The sequence below is a fragment of the Methylorubrum sp. GM97 genome, from assembly GCF_024347855.1.
Taxonomy (GTDB): Bacteria; Pseudomonadota; Alphaproteobacteria; order Rhizobiales; family Beijerinckiaceae; genus Methylobacterium; species Methylobacterium extorquens.
In genome coordinates, this window is record NZ_AP025942.1 from 3,061,068 (window position 1) to 3,082,671 (window position 21,604).

The following is a 21,604-nucleotide window of genomic DNA, read 5'->3' on the forward strand; positions in this document are numbered from 1 at the left end:
CGCCCCCCGCGGGCCGGGCTGGATCGGGGCGGCGGTGGTGCTCACGGCGCTGATTTCCGCCTCGGTCACCTTCCTCATCCTCGCCGGCATCATCCAGATCACGCGGACGCCGACGACTGGCGTGGCCTTGCTCTCGGTCAACGCCGCGCTGGTTCTTGCGTTGGTCGTCGTGATTGCCTGGGAGGCGCGGGTCTTCCTGCATGCCCGGCGTACCCACGCCTCGGTGGCGCGGCTGCACACCCGGATCGTCGGCCTGTTCAGCCTGATCGCGATCCTGCCGACCATCCTGCTCGCCATCGTCGCCTCGGTGACGATCGATGTCGGCCTGTCGCTCGGCTTCACCGACCGCGTCCGTGACGTGGTGCTGAAATCGGTGCAGGTCGCGGACGCCTATCAGGAGAATCACTGCCAGTCGCTCGCCCGCGAAATCCGCATCTTCGCCGACGACCTGACGCGGGCGCGGCCGAATTTTGATGTGAACCGCGAGTGGTTCGAGGGCTTCATGACCACCCGCGCCCAGGCGCTCGGCCTGCCGATCGTCAAGATCATGCGCGGGCCGAACGAGGTGGTGGCGCGCGCCAATATCGACGTGCTCAAGCAGACGCGGCTGCCCTCGGCCGCCGCCTTCGAGGACGCGGCGAAGTCGAGCGACCCGATCTGTCTGCTGCCGAACGAGGGGCGAGTCTTCGCCGCCCTGATGCGGATGCCGGCCTACGATAACGCCGTGCTGCTGGTGCAGCGCGAGGTGAGCCAGCTCGCCATCGACTTTCCCGGCGTCGCCCGCGCCGCGGCGGCCGAGTACCTGACCTTCGACGAACTGCGCCGCTACGTGCAGATCGCCTTCGCCTCGGTCTTCATCCTCATCGCCCTGATCACGCTGCTCTCGGCGGTCTGGTTCGGGCTGAACTTCGCCAACCGTTTCGTCGCCCCGATCCGTCGGCTCATCAACGCCGCCGACGAGGTCGCCGCGGGCAATTTCTACGCCCGCGTTCCGGCCCGCAAATCCGATGGCGATCTCGCCCATCTCGGCGAGAGCTTCAACACGATGACGCAGGAGCTGCGCCGCCAGCACGATGGCCTGCGCGCGGCCAACGACCTGATCGACCGCCGCCGCCGCTTCACGGAAGCCGTGCTGTCGGGCGTCTCGCCCGGCGTGCTCGGCGTCGATGCCGACGGCGTCATCACCATCGCCAATCCGGGCGCGGAGCGGACGCTGGGCCTCACGGCCAAGGAACTCGTCGGGCAGCCTTTGACGAATGTCGTGCCGGAGATCGCCGCACTGTTCCCAGAGGCGGAGGGACGCCACCGCGCGCTGCAGCAGCAGATCCAGCTCGTACGCGGCGGCCGCGAGCGCACGATTGCCGTCCGCGTCACCAGCGAGCAGGCGCAGGGCGAGGCGCGCGGCTACGTCGTGACGCTCGACGACATCACCGATCTCGTCACGGCGCAGCGCACCTCGGCCTGGGCCGACGTGGCCCGCCGCATCGCCCACGAGATCAAGAACCCACTGACCCCGATCCAGCTCTCGGCCGAGCGCATCCGGCGCAAGTACGGAAAAGTGATCACGACCGATAAGGACGTGTTCGAGCAGTGCACCGCTACGATCGTGCGGCAGGTGGACGAGATCAAGCGGATGGTGGACGAGTTCTCCTCCTTCGCCCGGATGCCGAAGCCCGCGATTACGCAGCAGGATCTGGCCGAGATCGCGCGCCAGAACCTGTTCATGCTGCGCATGGCGCATCCCGACCTCGATTTCCCCTTCGAAACGGTCGGTGCCGACGAGAAGGGCCGCGTCGTCGCCGCCTTCGACGTGCGGCTGTTCTCCCAGGCGCTCACCAACATCCTCAAGAACGCCGTCGAGGCGGTTCAGGCGGTGCCGGAGGACGTGCTGACGGCCGATGGCGGCAAGGGTCGGGTCGCCCTGACGCTGGTCGTCGAAGAGGTCTTCGTGGTGATCGAAGTCACCGATAACGGAAAAGGCTTTCCGGCAGAGGGGCGCCAGCGCTTGCTCGAACCCTATATGACGACCCGCGAGGGCGGGACCGGCCTCGGACTCGCGATCGTTTCCAAGGTGCTCGAAGAGCATGGCGGGGGGATCGAGCTGAACGACAACCCGGAGGGGCGCGGCGGACAGGTCCGCATGCGGCTGCCGCGGGAAGTCGGACGGCCGGACGAACGGAATTCCGGGACCGGTGCGGGACAGGAGCGGGATCGCTCCGCGGCACCGGGTGCGCGTGACAGGACAACGATGGATAAGAATACGGAGGACGCCATGGAAGCGCGACGCGTCGCGGAGGTGCAGCCATGAGCGCCGACATCCTGATCGTCGACGACGAGGCCGACATCCGCGATCTGGTCGCGGGCATCCTGGACGACGAGGGGCATCGCACCCGAACCGCCGCCGGGTCCGACGAGGCGCTGGCGGCGATCGAATCGCGCCGGCCTCACCTCGTCTTCCTCGACATCTGGCTCCAGGGCTCGCGCCTCGACGGCTTGCAGGTGCTCGACCTCATCAAGGCGGGCCACCCGGACCTGCCGGTGGTGATGATCTCGGGCCACGGCAACATCGAGACCGCGGTGGCGGCGATCAAATCCGGCGCCTACGACTTCATCGAGAAGCCGTTCAAGGCCGACCGCCTGATCCTCGTCGCCGAGCGGGCGCTCGAAGCCTCGCGCCTCAAGCGCGAGGTGCGCGACCTCAAGGTCCGCTCGGGCCAAGCCAGCCGCATCGTCGGCGGCTCGGTCGCGGTCAACCAGCTCCGCCAGACCATCGAACGCGTAGCGCCGACCAACGCCCGCGTAATGATCTCGGGGGCGCCGGGCGCCGGCAAGGAACTCTCGGCGCGCACCCTGCACGCCGCCTCCTCGCGGGCGAGCGGGCCCTTCGTCGTCATCAATGCGGCGACGATCACGCCGGAAACGATGGAAGCCGAGCTGTTCGGCGTCGAGGGCGGCGAGGGCCGGGTGCGGCGCGTCGGCGCCCTGGAGGAGGCGCATGGCGGCTCGCTCTACATCGACGAAGTCGCCGACATGCCCAAGGAAACGCAGAGCCGGATTCTGCGCGTCCTCGTGGATCAGAACTTCCAGCGCGTCGGCGGCACGGCCCGCGTCCATGTCGATGTGCGCATCATCTCCTCCTCGTCCCGCGACCTGACGGAGGAGATCGCCGCCGGGCGCTTCCGGGAGGATCTGTTCCACCGCCTCTCGGTGGTGCCGATCCGCATTCCCTCGCTGGCCGAGCGGCGTGAGGACGTGCCGGAGCTCATCACCTTCTTCATGGAGCAGATCTCGGCCGCCACCGGCCTGCCGCGGCGGCGCATCGCCGAGGACGCGATGGCGGTGCTCCAGTCGCACGACTGGCCCGGCAACGTCCGCCAGCTGCGCAACAACGTCGAGCGGCTGATGATCCTGACCCAGAGCGATCCGGATCAGGACGTCACCTCCGAGATGCTGCCGACCGAGATCGGCGCGCTAGTGCCGACGACGCCGACCGGTGCGGGCGGCGAGAAGCTGATGAGCCTGGCCCTGCGCGAGGCCCGCGAGATCTTCGAGCGGGAATATCTCATCGCGCAGATCGCACGCTTCTCCGGCAACATCTCCCGCACGGCCGAATTCATCGGCATGGAGCGTTCGGCCCTCCACCGGAAGCTGAAGTCGCTCGGCATCGGCCCGTAAGACGTCCCTCGCGAAACGCCCGCTCGCCGATCGCCTGCCCTCCGGGTATGGCGGCGCGGCGGGCGTGTCGTGACAGACGTTCAAACGGCCGCCGCAGGCTCGGCGGGCGAATGAGCGGTGGGAGCAGTTGCAAGGGGTGGATATTGACGCTTTGCGCTGCGGGGGGCCTCTTGCATCGCGGCAAGCTTCGCCCTGTAATAGAAATGGCCCGGCAAAGCGGTCCCAACACGTGAGAGCGCCGCCCCGCGCTTCAGCCACGGGATCGTGCTGATCCGTGGCGCGGGTCTCGAAACTAAGGATAAAAAGAAATGGCGGGCGAGCGCGCTCAGAACCTCCAGGACACGTTCCTGAATCATGTCCGCAAGAACAAGATCCCGCTGACGATCTTCCTCGTCAATGGCGTCAAGCTTCAAGGTGTCGTGACGTGGTTCGACAACTTCTGCGTTCTGCTTCGCAGGGACGGGCACTCGCAGCTCGTGTACAAGCACGCAATCTCGACGATCATGCCGGGTCATCCGGTGCAACTGTTCGAGCCCGACGAAACGGCGCCCGAAAAGGCCTGAACGCGCGAAGCGGGCCGGTTCCCGTCATTTGCGGAAGCCAGCGGATGTAAAATGGCGTCATCGTTCCGACATAAGGGAACGATGACACGGAGACGCCATGACTGAAATCCTTCCGCCCGGCGAAGCACGCCTGCAGGCGAAGGCCGCCCCCGAGGGCGAGATTGCCGCCGCGACCCGCACGCTGGTTCTCGGCCCCTATCTCACACGCGCCGCTCAGCGGCTCGCCCCCGGACAGACGGAGACCGTGCGCTCCGACGAGGCGCGGCTCGACGAAGCCGTCGGATTGGCGGCCGCCATCGAGCTCGACGTCACCCGGGCGATCTCGGTGCATATCCAGCGCCCGCGTCCCTCGACCTATCTCGGCAAGGGCCGGGTCGAGGAGATCGCCGGGCTCATCAAGGCCGAGGAGATCGGCCTCGTGGTGATGGATTGCGCGCTCTCGCCAGTGCAGCAGCGCAACCTCGAAAAGGCTTGGGGCGCCAAGGTCATCGACCGGACCGGCCTGATCCTCGAGATCTTCGGCCGGCGCGCCTCGACCCGCGAGGGCACGCTTCAGGTCGAGCACGCCCATCTCGCCTATCAGAAGTCCCGCCTCGTGCGGTCGTGGACCCACTTGGAGCGGCAGCGCGGCGGCTTCGGCTTCCTCGGCGGCCCCGGTGAGACCCAGATCGAGGCCGATCGGCGGATGATCCAGGAGCGGATGACCCGGATCGAGCGCGACCTCGAAGCCGTGACCCGCACCCGCGGTCTTCACCGCAAGAGCCGCGCGCGGGTGCCGTATCCGATCGTGGCGCTGGTCGGCTACACTAATGCCGGCAAGTCGACCCTGTTCAACGCCCTGACCAAGGCCGAGGTGCGGGCGCAGGACATGCTGTTCGCCACCCTCGACCCGACTGCGCGGGCGACCAAGCTGCCGCACGGCGAGACGGTGATTCTCTCCGACACGGTGGGCTTCATCTCCGACCTGCCGACCTCCCTGATCGCCGCCTTCCGCGCCACGCTGGAAGACGTGATCGAGGCGGACATCCTGCTCCACGTGCGCGACGTCTCGCATGGCGACACCCAGGCCCAGGCCGACGATGTCGAGGGCGTGCTGCGCGAACTCGGAATCGAGGCGGATGCGGAGCGGATCATCGAGGTGTGGAACAAGGCCGACCTCCTCGACGAGGGCGAGCGCACCCGTCTGCTCAATCTCAGTGCCGCGCATCGCGGGGCCGGGCCGGCGCCGATTCTCGTCTCGGCGCTGACGGGGGAAGGTCTTCCGGAACTTACCGAGCGGATCGAGGGGCAAGTGGCGCGGGCGCGCTCGACCTTCGCCGTGACGCTTCCGCCCGAGGACGGCGCCGCGCTCAACTGGCTCTACGAGAACGCCGAGGTCCTCGATCGCCAATCCGAGACCGGCGGCGCGATCGCGCTGACGATCCGCATCGCCCCGGAGAAGGAGCCCCGCTTCCTCAACCGGTTTGAGGCAGCCCAGCGCGTCGGCGGTCCGCAGAGTTCGCCGGCCGCGTAGGGCCTCGCCCGCTTGCGGGTAGCAGCGCTGCGAAGAGAAAACGAAAAGGCCGGTACCGCGATGGGCGGCACCGGCCTTTTCTCGTTCCAGATCTTCGACCCGAAAGCCGGTTCCCTGCGTTCGGGTCGAAGCCTTTGTGCTTGCCGTCAGTCCTTCGGCGCGGCGTGAGCGACCATCGCGAGGCTGTGATGCAGGCCGCTCGCGCCGCCGCCGACGACCTCGACCCTCGACCCGGTCTTGGCCCGCCGCGTCGCCCATTCCCGCATCATCTCCAGGCAGGTGTGATCGACGTGGCGTAGATCCTGTGCTGCGAGACGGATCGGCGAGCCTTCCGGCGTCCGCTCCAGCGCCGCATTGAGATGCGGCAGTTGGAGGAAGGTCGCCGAACCCGAGAGCCGCAGTTCCGGCACCGCCTGAAGCGCTCCGCCTTGCACCGTCTGCGACGCGCCGCCCTCGATCTTGAGCGGACCACGCAGGTAGTGCGGGATCACCTGGAGGAGGCTGAGCGCAAGGCCCGTGAGAACACCGGTCAACAGGTCGGTCGCGACGACCATCACCATGGTCGCGAGCCAGATCGCGGCGGTGGGCAGGCCGTAGCGCTCGTGCAGGTGGAAGGCGTGGGCGGGGCTCACGAGGCGCCAGCCCGTCACCACGAGGATACCGGCGAGGGAGGCGGTCGGCACGACCTTCAGCACCATCGGCAGGACCAGCAGGAAGGCGAGGATCCAGCTCCCGTGCAGGATGGTGGAGGCGCGCGTCGCCGCACCCGCCTGGACGTTGGCCGAGGACCGGACAATCACACCGGTCATCGGCAGGCCGCCCGCGAGGCCGCAGAGGATGTTGCCGATGCCCTGCGCCCCGAGTTCGCGGTTGTACTGCGTGCGCGGGCCGTCATGCATCCGGTCCACCGCCGCTGCCGAGAGCAGGCTCTCCGCGCTGGCGATGACCGCGAGGGTGACCGCCATCAGGATCATCGCCGGCTCGGCCAAGCGGCTCCAGTCGCCCATTCCCGGCATGGTCACGGCGGAGAAGATGTTCTCCGGCACCTCGACGCGCTTGACGTCCATGCTGCCGACGACGGCCACGACGGTGCCGGCCAGCACGCCCATGAGCGCACCGGGAATCAGCTTGAGCTTAGCCGGCCGGATCTTCTCCCAGCCGATCATCGCAACGATGGTGGCAAGGCCGACGATCACGGCCCCGGGGCGGTTGCCGTCCGGACCGGAGACGAAGTTGAAGAACGCGGCGGGGATGGCGACGAGGTTGTCGAGGCCGCTGGCCTTGGGCAGGGCGTCGGTCAGCACGTGGATCTGGGCCAGCACGATCAGGATGCCGATGCCGGCGAGCATGCCGTGCACGACCGCCGGCGAGATCGCCCTGAACCAGCCGCCGACCCGGAGCGCCCCGGCGAGAAGCTGGATGGCGCCCGCCGCGACGAGGACCGGCCCGAGCGCGTCGATGCCGTGCTCACGCACGAACTCGAAGACGATGACGGCAAGGCCCGCGGCCGGGCCGCTGACCTGAAGCGGCGAGCCGGCGAGGAAGCCGACGACGATACCGCCGATGATGCCGGTGATGAGCCCGCGCTCGGCGGGCACACCGGAGGCCATAGCGATGCCCATGCAGAGAGGCATCGCCACGAGGAAGACGACGAAGGAGGCCGGAAGGTCCCGGCCGATGGTCGATGGCATCAGCCGGGCGAGGGAGGCGCGCATAGCAAAAATCTACTCCGCTGCGATAGCGTGGGGGATGGGTTCGGGCCCGGCTTGGGGGCTGGCATGGGGACCAGCATGGGGGCCGGCGAATTCCGGTGTGGCGATCCGCGACGCCGAAGCCTGGGCGACGGGGACACCCGTGGCTTCGTCGATGGGGATGAAGCGGCCGCGCTCGCCGCAATAGGCGAGCACCTGGCCGCTCTCGATTTCGAAGAACCAGCCGTGCAGACGCAGCTTGCCGCGGGCCAGAGCCGTCGCCACGCTCGGGTGGGTGCGCAGATGGTTGAGTTGCACCACGACGTTCTCGAGGGCGACGGCGCGGTGGCGCTCCTTCGGGTCCATGCCCCCGGGATAGGCCTCGCAGACGATCTGTTTCGCCGCATGGCTGTGGCGCAGCCACGCCGCCACGTTGGGCATGTTGCCCAGCGCCTCGGGATTCATGAGCCCCTTCATGGCGCCGCAGTCGGAATGACCGCAGATCACGATGTCCAGCACGCCGAGGGCGACGACCGCGTACTCGATCGCCGAGGACACGCCGCCGTTCTGCTGCGAGAAGGGCGGGACGATGTTGCCGGCATTCCGGCATACGAACAGGTCGCCCGGACCGGACTGCGTGATGTGCTCGGGCGAGACGCGGGAATCGGCGCAGGCGATCATGAGCGCCTTAGGCTGCTGACCGTCGCGCACCAGCCGCTGATACATCTGCTGCTGACCCGGAAAGACCGTTCCCCGCAAGTTCGACAGGCCTTGGATGATGCCGTCCACGTCAAACCTCGCTGTCACCACGCGTGAGCCGACACGCCGGGACGCATGAGATGCTGGCCGGATGACACGCGCATCACGCCTGTCGATCCGCGAAGTCTGATCGGGCGAGACGCGGTGATGCCGGCGCCTCCGGCAGGCACAAGGCTGCCTGCGCTGTCGCAAAGGCTGCGACGACGTGTGAGCCGGTACGGTGTCGTCCGGGAGATTCGGGCGGCCCGAATCGGGGCGGCCGGATATCGGGTGGTGAGGACGTGGCCGGCAGCGCGGTTCGAGCGCCGCCGGCGGACAAGCCTTGGTTAGCGCGCGCGGCGCGGCGCGGTGCCGGCGGACCAATGCGTCTGCACGGCGCCGAGACGGGCGGCGGGGCGAATGTCGCCACCCTTGGCGCCGGCGTTCTCGCTCAGCATCGGCGCGCCGAGGATCTGGCCCGAGCCCGCACGCTGCGAGTGGAGCGAACGGGGGTCGTGGTAGGGATCGTCCACGTAGCTGCTCATGAAACCGCCGCCGGCCTGCTGGCGGCTGCCGTTTCCACCGTCCTGCGCCTGCGCCGTGAGCGGCAAAGCAACGGCCGCAGCCGCCAGGAGACCGAGTGTCACAATCCGCTTCATATCGAACATCCTCTCGTAATCCCTGAGTGGCGAACTTTTTTCGTCTTCTTCAGGTGTCGCAATAAGACAGTAATTCCGTGAATTATATTTGGAAAGTGCGTTTTATCACGACGATATACTTTTAATTTAATCCTGGCAGCTCGTTTGCTTGGTGCGCAACGGCACCTTTCGCCGATAAACTTGACGTGATTGAGGGATGAAAATTGATTGCGTTTGATGAGGATTAAACTGGACTGCACTTCGGTGAACGACCCTGATCGTTCATCGACGAGAAGAGCGGCAGCCGATCATCAAGGTCAGCGAGCCGGTGAGACGGCGTAGCGCCTGGACGAGGGCCGCGACCTCCATCGCGAACGGATCAAGCAGCCATTGAACTGCCGGATTCGAACGGCGGACTTAGAGCAACCTGCCTTCCACTGGAGCAGGGCGGTGAGCAGCAAAGAGCAGACGTGCCGGCGAGGACCATTTCCAAAGGGCGGAGGAGAATATCAGCACTCGCACTTGATCGATCGTCTGTCGATCAAAGTGTCTTGAAGCAAGAGGGGCACTTGCAAATCGGACAAATACTCGTCAATTTTTATTAAGAGTGCTTCCCCAGTCTTCATACTGGTGCCGCTTCTCGAAGCACCGCTCCCGCTCCAACGATCGTTGCGCCACAATAACTCAGTGCTTTCGGTGGTCCCCACATTAGGGTCCCGCACGAATGCTCGGCCTCGAAGCATCCCGCACGGTCGATGCCGTGGCATCGATCGAGCGGGAAGCGCTGCGGCATGCTTCGAAGCCGAGCGGTTCAACCGGTGGAACCGTCATGATCTCTGGAGGAGATCAGCAACAGCGTCTCAGCGGTGATCGGTGGCCTGCTTGCGCTTGAGGAAGGCTTCCATCTGCGCGATTTCCGTATCCTGCGCCTTCACGATGTCTTCGGCGAGCTTGCGGATCTCGGGATCCTTCGAGTGTTCGAGGGCGATCTTCGCCATCTCGATCGCGCCGCGATGGTGCGGGATCATCCCACGCACGAAATCGAGATCGACGTCGTTGGTGTAGCGAATGTCCATTTCGCGGTGCATGCGGGCATCGGCATCGCGAAACGCCTTGGTCGCTGCACTATCCTTCGCCGCGGCCTTCGGGTCCGGTTGAGCCTGCCCGTGATGGTGGTGCGGGTCCTGGGCGAGGGCCGTGCCGGCAAAAATGCAGGCGACCAGAACCGCGGGGATTGTTTTCGACATCGAGAAGGCTCCTGGATCGCGGACGAAAATCAGTCGAAGCGGGCGCTGGCGGTGACGCCGCCCGGTCCAGTGATGCGCACCGCGCCCCTGGGACGGTCCCCCAGGGCCGCCTCGGCCTTGCCGGCCAGCCGGTTGCCCTCGGGGCTGAGCAAGATGCGGGCGGCCTTGGCGCTGGATTTGAGGATGGCAACTGCCTTGAACCCCTCGGCCGGCAGAGGCTTGCCGTCGCCGTCGGTGAGGTAGACCGAGACCGTCTCGGCTCGCGTCACGAGTTCGGCGTGCCACGGGCCCGCATCCTCGACCCGGCCGCCATGGGGCCCAGCCGGATGGTCATGGTCGCGCTGAGCGCTCGCGGGTGCGGCCAGAAGGGTCAGCGCCAGCACGGCGCAGGACATCGCGCGGTTCATCGATCGTCTCCTTGAATGCGGTTGGTTCAAAAGGCTTCACGGACGGGTGCGTGCAGCGCGTCGGCTCCGGCCGGAGCATGAAGCCGAGCGAAGGCGCCCCGCCCGAACATCAGGACGAGGACGGGGGTGAGGACGGCGTCGAGCAGGGTCGCGCTCATCAGGCCGCCGAAGATCGTCACGGCGACGGGGTGCAGGATCTCCTTGCCCGGTGCCGTCCCGTCGATCAGCAGCGGCACCAGGGCGATGCCGGCCGATAAAGCCGTCATCAGCACCGGCGTCATCCGCTCCAGGCTCGCCCGGGTCACGAGGGCGGGGCCGAGGGCCAGGCCTTCGTCGCGGGCGAGGTTCAGCATGTGGCTGATCTTGAGGATGCCGTTGCGGGCGACGATGCCGGTGAGCGTGACGAAGCCGATCATCGAGGCGACCGAGAGCGGCAGGTCGGCGATCCACAGGGCGAGCACGCTGCCGATCAGCGCGAGCGGCACGTTGCCCATGACGATGAGGGCTAGCGGCACGGAGCGGTAGCGCCCGTGCAGCAGGGCGAAGACGAGGGCGAGCGACACGAGGCTGAGTCCGCCGATGGTGCGCGCGGCCTCGCCCTGCGCCTCGTAGCTGCCCTCCAGCCGGGCGCTCACGCCCTCGGGCAGGCGCGTCTCGTCCAGCACGCGGCAGATGCCGGCGATGATGGCCGCCATATCGGTGCGGCCGTCGGAATTGGCCTGCACCACGATGCGCCGCCGCCCGTTCTCGCGCAGGATCTGGTTCGGGCCGTCGGTCTCGCGGATGTCGGCGATCTCGCGGGCCGGCACCCAGCCCGACGGCGTCTCGATCAGGAGGTCGCCTAGCGCCTGCGGGCTGCGCCGGGCCTCGGGCAGGCGCAGGGTGACATCGAAGCGGCGCGGCCCGTCGGCGATGGTCGAGAGCGTGCGGCCGTTGGCGAGCCGGGCGATGGTCTCGACCACAGTCGAGGGCGAGACGCCGTAGAGCGCGGCGCGGCCGTAATCGACCCGGATGTCGAGTTGCGGGATGCGCACCTGCCGCTCGACCTGAAGATCGGTGACGCCGGGCACCGACGCTGCAATCCGCTCGCGGACGTCCTCGGCCGCGGTGCGCAGGCTGTCGAGGTCGTCGCCGAACAGCTTCAGAGCGATCTCGGCGCGCACGCCCGAGAGCATATGGTCGAGCCGATGCGAGATCGGCTGGCCGACATTGACCGTCACCGGCAGAACCGCGAGCCGCTCGCGGATCTCGGCGATCACCGTCTCGCGGGGGCGGCCGGCCTTCAGCCGCACTTCGAGATCGGAGGAGTGGACGCCTTCCGCGTGCTCGTCGAGTTCGGCGCGGCCGGTGCGGCGCCCGACGGTGGCGACTTCCGGCACGTCCAGCACCAACCGTTCGGCGATGGCGCCGACGCGGCTGCTCTCGGCGAGTGAGATGCCGGGGCGGAAGGTGGCGTTGATGGTGAGCGAACCCTCGTTGAAGGTCGGCAGGAAGGCGCGCGGCAGATACGCCGCGGCGATGCCCGCCGCGACGACGCAGAGGGCGATGCTGGTCATCAGCACCCGCGGATGAGCCAGCGCGACCTTGAGCAGCGCCGCGTTGCCGGCCTTGAGCCGCCGCACCAGGAGCGGTTCGCGCTCGGTCAGGCTCTTCATGCCCGGCAGCAGCCAGGAGGCGAGGACCGGCGTCAGCGTGACGGAGACGAGCAGGCTCGCCAGTATCGCGACGATATAGGCTTGGCCGAGCGGGGCGAAGAGCCGGCCCTCGATGCCGGACAGCGCGAACAGCGGCACGAAGACCAGCACGATGATCGCGGTGGCATAGACAATGCCGGAACGCACCTCGCTGGAGGCGGCCACCACCACGTCGAACACGCTGCGGGGCGAGCCCTCGGCCCGGTTCTCGCGCAGCCGGCGGAAGATGTTCTCGACATCGACCACCGCGTCGTCGACCAGTTCGCCGATGGCGATGGCGAGTCCGCCGAGCGTCATGGTGTTGATCGAGAAGCCGAGCGCCCAGAATACCAGGGCCGTGGCCAGGATCGAAACCGGGATCGCGGTGAGCGAGATCAGCGTCGTGCGCGCGTTCATCAGGAAGGCGAACAGCACCACGGCCACCACCGCGACCGCCTCCATTAGCACCCGCTCGACATTGGCGAGCGAGGTCTCGATGAAGTCCGCTTGCCGGAACAGGATCTTCTGAGCATCCATGCCTTTCGGCAGGGTAGAGGCGACCTCCTTCAGCGCCGCCTCGACGTCACGCGTCAGGCGCACGGTATCGATGCCGGGCTGCTTCTCGACCGAGAGAATCACCGCCGGCTCGCCGCGATAACCGCCATCGCCGCGCTTGGGCCGGGCCGCGAACGCGACTTCGGCGATCTGGCGCAGATAGACGCGACCCTCGATCGCCGGGTTGCCGGTGCCAGGCAGGTCGGCCGCCGCAGTCGCACCCTGCGGGCCGGTCGGGATCACGAGGTTGCGTAGGTCCTCCAGGCTCAGGGTGCGGCCGATATTGCGGATCAGAATCTCGCGGGCGTTGGCGTCGGCAAAGCCGCCGCCGGCATTGGTGCCGAAGCCGGACAAAGCGGTGACGAGGGCCTCGTTGCTGACGCCGAGCGCCCGCATCGCCGCCGGATTGGGGCTGACGCGGAACTGGCGCACCTCGCCGCCGATGGGGATCACTTGTGCGACGCCGGGAATCGACAGCAGGCGCGGGCGCAGGATGAAGTCGGCCGTCTCGCGGACCTGCATCGGGTCCGATGTCTCACTCGTGACGGCAACGAGCAGGATGCCGCCCATGATCGAGGCGACCGGGCCCATCTGTGGGACGACACCCGTCGGCAGCTCAGAGCGCACCAGGGCGAGGCGTTCGGCCACGAACTGGCGGTCGCGGTAGAGGTCGGTGTCCCAGCCGAATTCGACGGTGACGATGGAGAGCCCAGCACTCGACACCGAGCGGACACGGGTGACGCCGGGCAGGCCGTTCATCCGCGTCTCGATGGGATAGGTGACGAGCTGCTCCACCTCCGGCGGGGCGTAGCCCTCGGCCTCCGTCATCACCGTGACGGTGGGGCGGTTGAGATCGGGCAGCACATCGACGGGCAGGCGCGTGAGCGCGAGGCCGCCGGCCAGCACCAGGCCGAGACAGAGCGCCAGGACCAGCACCCGGTTGAGCAGGGCGCCGCGGACGAGAAGGGCGAACATGGCGAGGCGTCCCCAGAGCATCATCCCGAAAGGTGGTTGCCGGCTTTCGGAAAAAGTTGATGCAAAACAACAGGCTAGAGCATCGTCCCGAATTCTGTATCCGGGACGATGCTCTAGCGGACCTGATCGAGCAGTTCGGCGCCCTGCACCACGACGCGCCGGCCGGCGCCGAGGCCGCCGGCCACGATCACCTGCTCGGCATCCAGCGGCTCGACCCGCACGGGCCGCGGCTCGAACCGCTCGGCGGAGACGTGCTCGTAGACCACCGCGCCGCTCTCGGTGCGGACGATACCCGCCCGGGGCACGGCCAATCCGCCGATGGTCTCGCCAGTCGGCGCCATCACGGTCACGAACTGACCAAGCCGGACACCCTCAGCGTTTCCGGTGATCGCGAACTGCACCGGCACCGCTTGGTTGCGGTCGGCGAGGCCGGCGCCGCGGGATGCCAGCGCCAGCGTGCGCCCGTCGGGCAGCCGTGCGGTCGCGGCGGCGCCGGGCTCCAGGCCGACGAAGCTCAGCGCCTCAACGTAGAGCTTGTCCGGATCGACGATGCGGAACACCATCGTGCCCGCCGCCGCCATCTGACCGGCCACCGCCGCCCGCTCGGCGACCACGCCGTCCACCGGCGCGATCAGCTCTTCGGGCGCGCGGCGAATCGTGTCGAGGGCGGCGCGGCGGTCCTTCAAGCCGGTGAGCTCGGCGCGGGCGTCCTCCAGTGCCGTCTGCGCCACCGCGCCGGTCGTGGCGAGGCGCTCGTAGCGGGCAACCTTGCGGCCGGTGATGGCGATCTGCTGGTCGAGATCGCCTTGGGTCTGGCGCATGTCGGAGAGATCGACCGCCTGGACCGGCGGCGTGACGGTGGCGAGCACCTCACCCTTGCGGACCCGCGTGCCGAGATTCGGGAAGCCGCCGGGCGGGGGGGCGAGGCGGCCGCCGACCGACGATTGCACGACGCCGCTGGCATTCGGATCGGCGATGACGCGCCCCGGCAATTCAACGGTGCGGCGATGGTCGGCGATGCCGGTGAGGCCGGTGCGCAAAGCGAGCAGGCGCTGCGTCGATTTCGGGACGAACACCGCGCCGCCCGGCAGGCGCCGGGCGCGCTCGACGGACACGGCCGTGGGCGCGGTAAGGGCCACGCCCTGGACCGAAGCGGCCTCCCCTTCGCCGGGACCATTTTTCTGGTGATCATGTCCCTCATGGGCGAGGGCGGCGGTGCCGAGGAGCAGCGTCAGGGTCAGGGCGAGAACCGCGAAGGCGGGGAGGGCCCGGCGCGAGCGCACCAGCATGATGACGGCGAGCCCGAGCAGGAATCCGCCCGCGGCCGCACCGATCGGACCCTGGTGGGTGAGATGACGGCGGAGATTGGCGAGCCACGCCGACGCCTCGGCCTGGACCGGCATCGCTGCCGCCGCCAACTCGGGCAGCTGCAGGTCGAGGGCCAGCACATCCATCGTACCGTCGGCGGTCACGGTGGCCAGCAGATCGTATCGCTGACCGCGGGCGAGCCACGGGGCCGCGATCTCGTAGACGCCGTCGCCGACGGCCCGCGTTTCGGCCGGGCCGTCCGGCGTTTCGATTGTGATCTCGGCGCCGTTCACCGGCTCGTTGCTGGTGAAGCGATCGAGGTAGAATCGTATCCGGTCGCCGGACGCCACCGCCACGAGTTCGAAGCTGGCCGAGGCCGCTTCGGCCCGCGGCGTGGTCTGTGCGGGGAGGGCCGGCGCCTCGACGCCGTGGCTGTGACCCTCATGGGCCAGGGCGACACTGCCCGCTGCCGATGCGGCGGCGAGCACGAGCGAGACAGCCAGCGCCCGAAGCGCCGCCGCGAGACGGATGGTCATGGGGAACGAAACCTTCGCCGGATGAGCAACGACATCACCCGGCACGGAGCGTACCGGATGGGGATCGGGCGTCAGGCGAGGGTTCGGGGGGGTTCGATCTGCGCCTCGGGCACGATGCCCGACAGACGCGGTCCGTCGCGCGCAGGGGCACAGGCCTGCGCGCCGGCCGGCGGAAGATCCGGAACCGGTGACGGGGCGAGCCCGGTGGCGCAGCAGGACGACGGCGCATGGCCACAAACACCGCCCGCCGCGCAAGCCGGGCAGGCGCAGGCCATCCGGGATTGCTCGATTACCGGTATCGCGTCCGCTCGAACGATCGACGCCGGAGCGGCGAGCCAAAGGTCCGATCCGGCCATCGCGAGGTCCGGCGCCCGAGCGACGTGCTCATGCACGCCTTGCTCACGCACGCCTTGCTCACGCACGTCTTGCCCATGGGCACTGTGCGCGCGGGCGCCGGACGGCATCAGCGCCGCGGCGATCATGACGATCACCGCCGCCAGCCAGAGCGCTATGGGACGAGCGGACTTCATTGTGCTTGACCCGTAGCATGGACGCGCCGCCGTCAACAGAGGCCGGCGAGCGAAGAGAGCAGCGACCGCCATGTTCACAAGAACGGCATCCCCCGCCTGAAACCGCTGACTTCAATGGACTTCGCGATACAAATCGAGGCTTGATGACGGCGCGACGGATCGTCTCGCATAGGTTGTATAGCAAAGAATATGAGTGCTTAAGGCGCCGACGCGTCACCCGTTTCCCGTCCACCGTCTCGCGGGTTGGCTTGGGGTGCGAGTGCGGTGCGGCATCGTCCTTCCGCTCCGTTGCGCGTAGTGCGGACGTCGCGACGAAACTCTCGTTCCGTCCGTCGCTTATAGGACGTTCCGGCTGCCGTAACGCTCCGGGTCGGGGCCGGAAAAGTTGAGCTATGACACACCACGGGACCGTGCGAGCCCGCCTTCCATTTAACGTTCTACGCTTCAATGGCAACGCTGGACTTGAGTGTGCCGTCCTTAATACCCACAAGCCTGGCGTAGTTTTTTGAATTCTTCTCTTGCATCGGTGCGCATCACGTATGATTTTGGCGCCCGGGGGCCTACGGAACGGACAAGCAGAATGACAGAAGAAAACCAGAAATCGTTCAACGATTTCGTCGAACTGGCGAGCGACATCGTCTCGTCTTATGTGTCGAACAACTCAGTCCCCGCTTCCGAGCTTCCGGGCCTGATCATCAGCGTGCATACGGCGCTGACGACCCTCAGCAGCCCTGAGGCCGTGGCCGCTCCCGCCGAGGAAGTGATCGAGAAGCCGTCCTCCGGGCAGGTCCGCAAGTCGGTGACGCCGGATGCGATCATCAGCTTCATCGACGGCAAGCCGTACAAGACGCTGAAGCGCCATCTCGGCACCCACGGCCTCGATCCGTACTCGTATCGCCAGCGCTACGGCCTGCCGAACGACTATCCGATGGTCGCGCCGAACTATGCCGCGCAGCGCTCCGCCCTCGCGAAGTCGATCGGTCTCGGCCGGCCGGGTGGTCGAATCGAGGAAGAGGCCCCCGCGCCCGAGCCGGCGACGAAGTCGCGTTCGCGCCAGAAGGTCGCCTGATACGACGCTCGCCGCAGGAACGAACGGCCGGACCGGTCGTTCGTGAAACCTTTGCGTTCGGCGAGCGTCAACCGCATGATCGAGGTAACAAGCGGTCCCGTCGTCCGCTACCGCGGCGAACCGCCTCAAGGACATGCGATGGCGCGTTTGCCCACCCTACTGCTCGACATCGCCGGGACGACCTGTGCGTTGCCGCAGGCCGAGATCCGCGAGATCCTCCCGGTGCCGCGCCTGCACACGCCGCCGGCCGCGGGCGGTCCGCTCGCGGGCTTTCTCAATCTGGCCGGCGAACCGGTGCCCGTGATCGATCTCGCCGCCCTGTTCGCGCTTCGCGACGTGGGCGGCGGTCGTGATCCCTACCGGCACGTCTTGCTGGCCCGCGGCGGCGGCATCGCCTTTCTCGTCGATCGGGCGCTCGACCTCGTTCAGCTCGAGGACGAGTCCCTGCGGCCGGTCGAATCCGCCCGCAGCCTCAACGGCTGCGTCGTCGGCGAATTCGCGATGGGCGACAAACTCGTGCACCTCCTCGCCCTCGACCGCATCCTGACCCTCGAAGAGCGGACCCGTCTCGACGCGCTGACCCGGCAGGCGACGACACGGCTTGCCCGGTTCGAGCCCGAGGGGGCGCGAGCCGTCTGAGGACAAAGGTCGTGACGGCGCCCGTCGAGCGGTCCCGACGCGTCGCGAGCGCGACGGTGGATCCCGGATTTCCGGCTCTGAAGGATCGGGTGATCGCCCGGACCGGGCACAATTATTACGAAGACAAGGACGACCTGCTCTACGACCGTCTGCGCAAGCGGATGCGCAGTCGTGGGGTCGCCGACTGCGCCGCCTACTCATCCCTGCTCGACGGCGCGGCCGGCCGGGAAGAATGGGCCGCACTCGAGGCCGAGATCACCATCGGCGAGACCTTCTTCTTTCGCTACGCCGAGCAATTCGCGGCCCTGCGCAAGACGATTCTTCCAGAATTGATCGAGGCGCGCAGCGAGATCCGACGTCTGCGGATCTGGAGTGCCGGCTGCTCCACGGGGGCCGAGCCGTACTCCCTCGCCATCCTCGTGCACGACCTTCTCGGCGAAGCCCTTGCCGACTGGTCCGTGACGATCCTCGGCACCGATCTCAGCGCCGGGGCGCTCGCCGTCGCGCGCGAGGCGGAGTTCGGCCCCTGGGCCCTCCGCACCTTGGACACCGAGGAGCGCGCACGCTGGTTTCGCCGTACCCCCGCCCGACCGGGCTTGCCGCATGGCGGCTACGCTTTGCGGCCGGCGTTTCGCCGCATGGTTCGCTTCGAGCGGCAGAACCTCCTGACCCTGATCGACGGGAGCGACCGGACACAGGGGGGCTTCGACCTGATCCTGTGCCGCAACGTCCTGATCTATTTCAGCACCGACCATGTCACCCGTATCGTGCGGGCGCTCGGCGAGCGGCTCAACCCGCAGGGCTGGCTCCTGATTGGGCATGCCGAGCCCAATCCAACCTTCTCGCAATGGCTGCAGCCCGTGGCCCTACCGGGAACGGTCGCCTACCGCCCGATCGACACGCCGGTGCCCCCGCCGCCGCCTGTCCTCGTGCCCGCGCTTCCGGATCTGGCGCCGATCCTGGTCGCGCCGGAGCCCGCTCCCGCCGCTGCGCCCGCCCTGCCGATACCGATCCCGGCGCCGGCCGCGATCGCGCATCCGCTGTCGCCGGGCGATCTCCTGGCCGAGATCCGCGTGCTGGCCGATGCGGGCGAGACCGCGCGGGCCTGGCGCCGATTGCACGAAGAAATCGACGGCTACGCCACCGATTCGCCCCTGCGCTACTACGAAGGTCTGCTCGCCCTCGATCTCGGGCGGGAGCGAGAGGCCGAGCGGGCCCTGCGGGGGGCACTGTTTCTCGACCGCGGCTTCGTCATGGCCCATTTTCAGCTCGGATTGCTGCTCGCCCGCGTCGGACGCCGGGGCGAGGCCGCCCGCGCCCTCGACAACGCCCTGCGCCTCGCGCAAGGACTGCCGCCCGAAACGATCCTGCCGGAGGGAGACGGAGTGAGCGCCGCACGCTTGGCCGAGAGCGCACGCCGTGCCCTGGCCGGAATCACGGGCCGAGACGCATGAAGATCGGCGTGACCGCCGGGGCGGATGCCGAAGCGCGCGCCGCCGCGTTGCTCGATGCCCGCGCCGCCGCGCTCGCTGCCCGAACGGTAGGGCAGGAGCGGACGATCGAGACCGCGCCCTATCTCGTCTGCGCCTGCGGGGCGGAGCGCTACGGCCTGCCGCTCACCGCGGTCGCGGGCGTCACGCCCGAGCGGCCCTGCACGGCTTTGCCGGGTGCACCGCCGGCGCTCCGAGGCATCACCGCGGTGTCGGGGGTGATCGTCAGTGTCCTCGACCTCGCGGCCTGCCTCGGGCTCGACCGCGCGGAGACGGAAGAAGGCGGACATGTGGTGCGCCTGCGGGCGCAGGAGCCGCCGGTCGCGCTCGCCGTCGATCGCGTCCTCGGCATCGCGCAGATCGAAACCACGCTGACCCGCCCGACGACGGAGTCGGAAAGTCTGGGACGCGGGCCGCTTTCGGGCTATGCACCGCCCGGCTCGGACAGGACGGGCGGAATCCCCGAGGACTTCTCCCTCATCGATATCCCGGCCCTGCTCGCCCGCTTCACGACCTGATCGTCGCGAGCGCTCCTACGCCGAACCGGACGCAGCTTCGGTGGGGCGCGCGTCAAAACACAAGCTTGGAGCCGCCCGCGATGGGGGGCGGCCCCGAGAACCCGAACCCTCTCCCCGCGCCGCCTGCCGGAGTCATGTCGCCCGTGTCGATCTCGATCGGAAAACGCATCCTCCTCGGCTTCGTGGCGGCGAGCCTGATCGTGGCGCTTCTGGGGGCCTACGCGCTGCGCCAGATCGGCAGCGTGCGCGACATGACCGACCTCATCGTGACGCGCGACGTCGGCGTGCTGCGCCAGCTCGACGACCTCGGCAACGTCGCGCGCAATATGGGTCTGGTGCGCCGCAACGCCGTGATCGCCGTTCTGACGCAGGCGCAGGGAAACACCGCGCCGACCTCGGGCCGCTCGGACGATTTCCTGGGAAGCTGGCGCCAGAATGTGGCGGAGCTGGAACGGCTCCTCAACACCATCACCGGCGAGGTGAAGGAGTACCAATCCGCCGCGCTCTCCGCGGATCGCGTCGTGGCCTGGAGCCGCCTCGGAGCCGTCTTCACCGAGACGAGCGAGGCGTTCCGCCAAGTCCGCAACGCCAGCGAGCAGCAGCTCCGCGCCGTAGATGCCCGCGACATCGCCACGGTCGAGGCGAGAAACGAGGACGTCAACCGGCTGCATGACGGCTTGCTGCGCAGCATCTCCAACGCCCGCACCGCTCTCGACGGCGTCATCAGTGCCGGCCAGCGCAGCGTCAGCGACATCTATCGCAACAGCGTGATCTCCGTTGCGATCACGGTTGCCGCCTCGATCCTGCTCTCCATCCTGGTGACGGTTCTGATCAGCCGCGCGGTGGTCCGCCCGCTGGAGGACGTGATGCGCTTCGTCGCGCAGATCGGTGACGGCGACCTCACGGGGCGCCTGAACCGCTCCGGCAACGACGAGATCGGGCGGCTCGGCGACACCTTGAACCGGATGGTGGCCGGATTGTCCGACCTTGCCCGGACCAACCGCGCCGCCACCGCCGACCTCAACGCCGCGGCGGCCGAAATCCGCGCCTCCGCCCAGGAGCAGGCGGCCAGCGTCGAGGAGCAGTTCGCCGCCGTCCAGGAGACCGCGGCGACCGTGGACGAGATCACCCATTCGGGCGCGCAGATCTCGAAGCGCGCCACCGAAGTTATCGCCACCGCCCAGGCCGCGGCGCAGACCGCGCGTTCGGGCCTGCGCGCCGCCACCGACACCGCCAAGGCGATGGATTCGATCCGAGAGCAGGGTGAGGCGGTCGCCGGCAACATCGTCGCCCTCAGCGAGAAGACGCAGGCCATCGGCGAGATCATCGTCACGGTGAACGACATCTCCGAGCGCACCCACCTGCTCGCCCTCAACGCCGCCATCGAGGCGGCGGCAGCGGGCGAAAGCGGGCGCAGCTTCGCCATCGTCGCCTCCGAGATGAAGCTGCTGGCCGACCAAGCGAAGGGCGCGACCGCGCAGGTGCGCGGCATCCTCGGGGAGATCCAGCGCGGCATCAACGCCTCGGTCATGCTCACCGAGGAGGCGGTCAAGCGTGCCGCCGCCGGTAAGAATCGCACCGATTCGACCGTCCGCACCATCGAGGAGATGGCGGCGCGGGTGGAGGAGGGCGTGCAGACCTTCCAGCAGATCGTGGCCTCGACCAACCAGCAGCAGCTCGGCATCGAGCAGGTGATGGGAGCGTTGCAGAACATCCGGCAGGCGAGCCAGCAGACGGCCGCCGGCACCCGCGAGGTCGAAACCGCCTCGGCTAACCTGACCGAGCTGGCACAGGGGCTGATGGCTCTGGCCGAGCGCTACCGGCTTTAGCGGTTCGGCC

At 68.3% G+C, this 21,604-nt stretch carries 17 protein-coding genes; 9 read left to right on the forward strand and 8 right to left on the reverse strand.

Annotation, left to right across the window (positions count from 1 at the left end):
* Positions 1 to 34: 34 nt before the first annotated feature.
* The 4 genes from MSPGM_RS14120 (at position 35) to hflX (ending at position 5,751) form a co-directional block, all read left to right on the forward strand.
* The gene (locus tag MSPGM_RS14120; protein ID WP_261925681.1) at positions 35 to 2,308 is read left to right on the forward strand and encodes a sensor histidine kinase NtrY-like; all 2,274 of its coding nucleotides are present in this window, start codon (positions 35 to 37) and stop codon (positions 2,306 to 2,308) included.
* Positions 2,305 to 3,675: a sigma-54-dependent transcriptional regulator gene (locus MSPGM_RS14125; RefSeq protein ID WP_003600268.1), complete on the forward strand. Its 1,371-nt coding sequence runs from the start codon at positions 2,305 to 2,307 to the stop codon at positions 3,673 to 3,675. The genes MSPGM_RS14120 and MSPGM_RS14125 overlap by 4 nt, the downstream gene beginning before the upstream one ends.
* Before the next feature lie 308 nt (positions 3,676 to 3,983).
* Positions 3,984 to 4,238 carry an RNA chaperone Hfq gene (gene hfq, locus MSPGM_RS14130; protein WP_003600267.1) on the forward strand — a complete coding sequence of 85 codons (255 nt, stop codon included), beginning with the start codon at positions 3,984 to 3,986 and terminating at the stop codon, positions 4,236 to 4,238.
* A 97-nt stretch (positions 4,239 to 4,335) separates the two neighbouring features.
* Positions 4,336 to 5,751, forward strand: a complete 1,416-nt coding sequence (hflX, locus tag MSPGM_RS14135) for a GTPase HflX (RefSeq protein ID WP_003600263.1) — start codon at positions 4,336 to 4,338, stop codon at positions 5,749 to 5,751.
* 146 nt (positions 5,752 to 5,897) lie between these two features.
* Here hflX and MSPGM_RS14140 read toward each other — a convergent pair whose 3' ends face one another.
* The 8 genes from MSPGM_RS14140 to MSPGM_RS14175 form a co-directional block, all read right to left on the reverse strand.
* Entirely contained in the window at positions 5,898 to 7,466 is a 1,569-nt protein-coding gene (locus MSPGM_RS14140; RefSeq protein WP_012753157.1) for a SulP family inorganic anion transporter, read from the reverse strand.
* Between the two features lie 9 nt (positions 7,467 to 7,475).
* The gene (locus tag MSPGM_RS14145) at positions 7,476 to 8,231 is read right to left on the reverse strand and encodes a carbonic anhydrase (RefSeq protein ID WP_261925682.1); all 756 of its coding nucleotides are present in this window, start codon (positions 8,229 to 8,231) and stop codon (positions 7,476 to 7,478) included.
* A 296-nt stretch (positions 8,232 to 8,527) separates the two neighbouring features.
* Complete coding sequence (locus tag MSPGM_RS14150; protein WP_003600258.1) at positions 8,528 to 8,839, reverse strand: hypothetical protein; 312 nt, start codon at positions 8,837 to 8,839, stop codon at positions 8,528 to 8,530.
* A gap of 839 nt (positions 8,840 to 9,678) precedes the next feature.
* Positions 9,679 to 10,065, reverse strand: a complete 387-nt coding sequence (locus MSPGM_RS14155) for a DUF305 domain-containing protein (RefSeq protein WP_003600256.1) — start codon at positions 10,063 to 10,065, stop codon at positions 9,679 to 9,681.
* A gap of 29 nt (positions 10,066 to 10,094) precedes the next feature.
* Complete coding sequence (locus tag MSPGM_RS14160; protein ID WP_003600255.1) at positions 10,095 to 10,472, reverse strand: hypothetical protein; 378 nt, start codon at positions 10,470 to 10,472, stop codon at positions 10,095 to 10,097.
* A gap of 26 nt (positions 10,473 to 10,498) precedes the next feature.
* Complete coding sequence (locus MSPGM_RS14165; protein ID WP_043707234.1) at positions 10,499 to 13,675, reverse strand: efflux RND transporter permease subunit; 3,177 nt, start codon at positions 13,673 to 13,675, stop codon at positions 10,499 to 10,501.
* Positions 13,676 to 13,788: 113 nt separating this feature from the next.
* Positions 13,789 to 15,519 carry an efflux RND transporter periplasmic adaptor subunit gene (locus tag MSPGM_RS14170; RefSeq protein ID WP_003600252.1) on the reverse strand — a complete coding sequence of 577 codons (1,731 nt, stop codon included), beginning with the start codon at positions 15,517 to 15,519 and terminating at the stop codon, positions 13,789 to 13,791.
* Between the two features lie 71 nt (positions 15,520 to 15,590).
* A complete protein-coding gene (locus MSPGM_RS14175; RefSeq protein ID WP_012753161.1) occupies positions 15,591 to 16,049 on the reverse strand; it encodes a hypothetical protein in 459 nt (152 codons plus the stop codon).
* 580 nt (positions 16,050 to 16,629) lie between these two features.
* On the opposite strand from MSPGM_RS14175, the gene MSPGM_RS14180 reads away from it, so the two are divergent.
* The 5 genes from MSPGM_RS14180 (at position 16,630) to MSPGM_RS14200 (ending at position 21,594) form a co-directional block, all read left to right on the forward strand.
* Positions 16,630 to 17,118 carry a MucR family transcriptional regulator gene (locus MSPGM_RS14180; protein WP_003600250.1) on the forward strand — a complete coding sequence of 163 codons (489 nt, stop codon included), beginning with the start codon at positions 16,630 to 16,632 and terminating at the stop codon, positions 17,116 to 17,118.
* Positions 17,119 to 17,256: 138 nt separating this feature from the next.
* Positions 17,257 to 17,757, forward strand: a complete 501-nt coding sequence (locus tag MSPGM_RS14185; protein WP_003600249.1) for a chemotaxis protein CheW — start codon at positions 17,257 to 17,259, stop codon at positions 17,755 to 17,757.
* 11 nt (positions 17,758 to 17,768) lie between these two features.
* The gene (locus MSPGM_RS14190) at positions 17,769 to 19,211 is read left to right on the forward strand and encodes a CheR family methyltransferase (RefSeq protein ID WP_003600247.1); all 1,443 of its coding nucleotides are present in this window, start codon (positions 17,769 to 17,771) and stop codon (positions 19,209 to 19,211) included.
* Positions 19,208 to 19,765, forward strand: a complete 558-nt coding sequence (locus MSPGM_RS14195) for a chemotaxis protein CheW (RefSeq protein ID WP_003600245.1) — start codon at positions 19,208 to 19,210, stop codon at positions 19,763 to 19,765. The genes MSPGM_RS14190 and MSPGM_RS14195 overlap by 4 nt, the downstream gene beginning before the upstream one ends.
* Before the next feature lie 80 nt (positions 19,766 to 19,845).
* Positions 19,846 to 21,594 (forward strand): methyl-accepting chemotaxis protein, encoded by a 1,749-nt coding sequence (locus MSPGM_RS14200; protein WP_003600244.1) that lies wholly within the window; start codon positions 19,846 to 19,848, stop codon positions 21,592 to 21,594.
* The last annotated feature ends 10 nt before the right edge of the window (positions 21,595 to 21,604 follow it).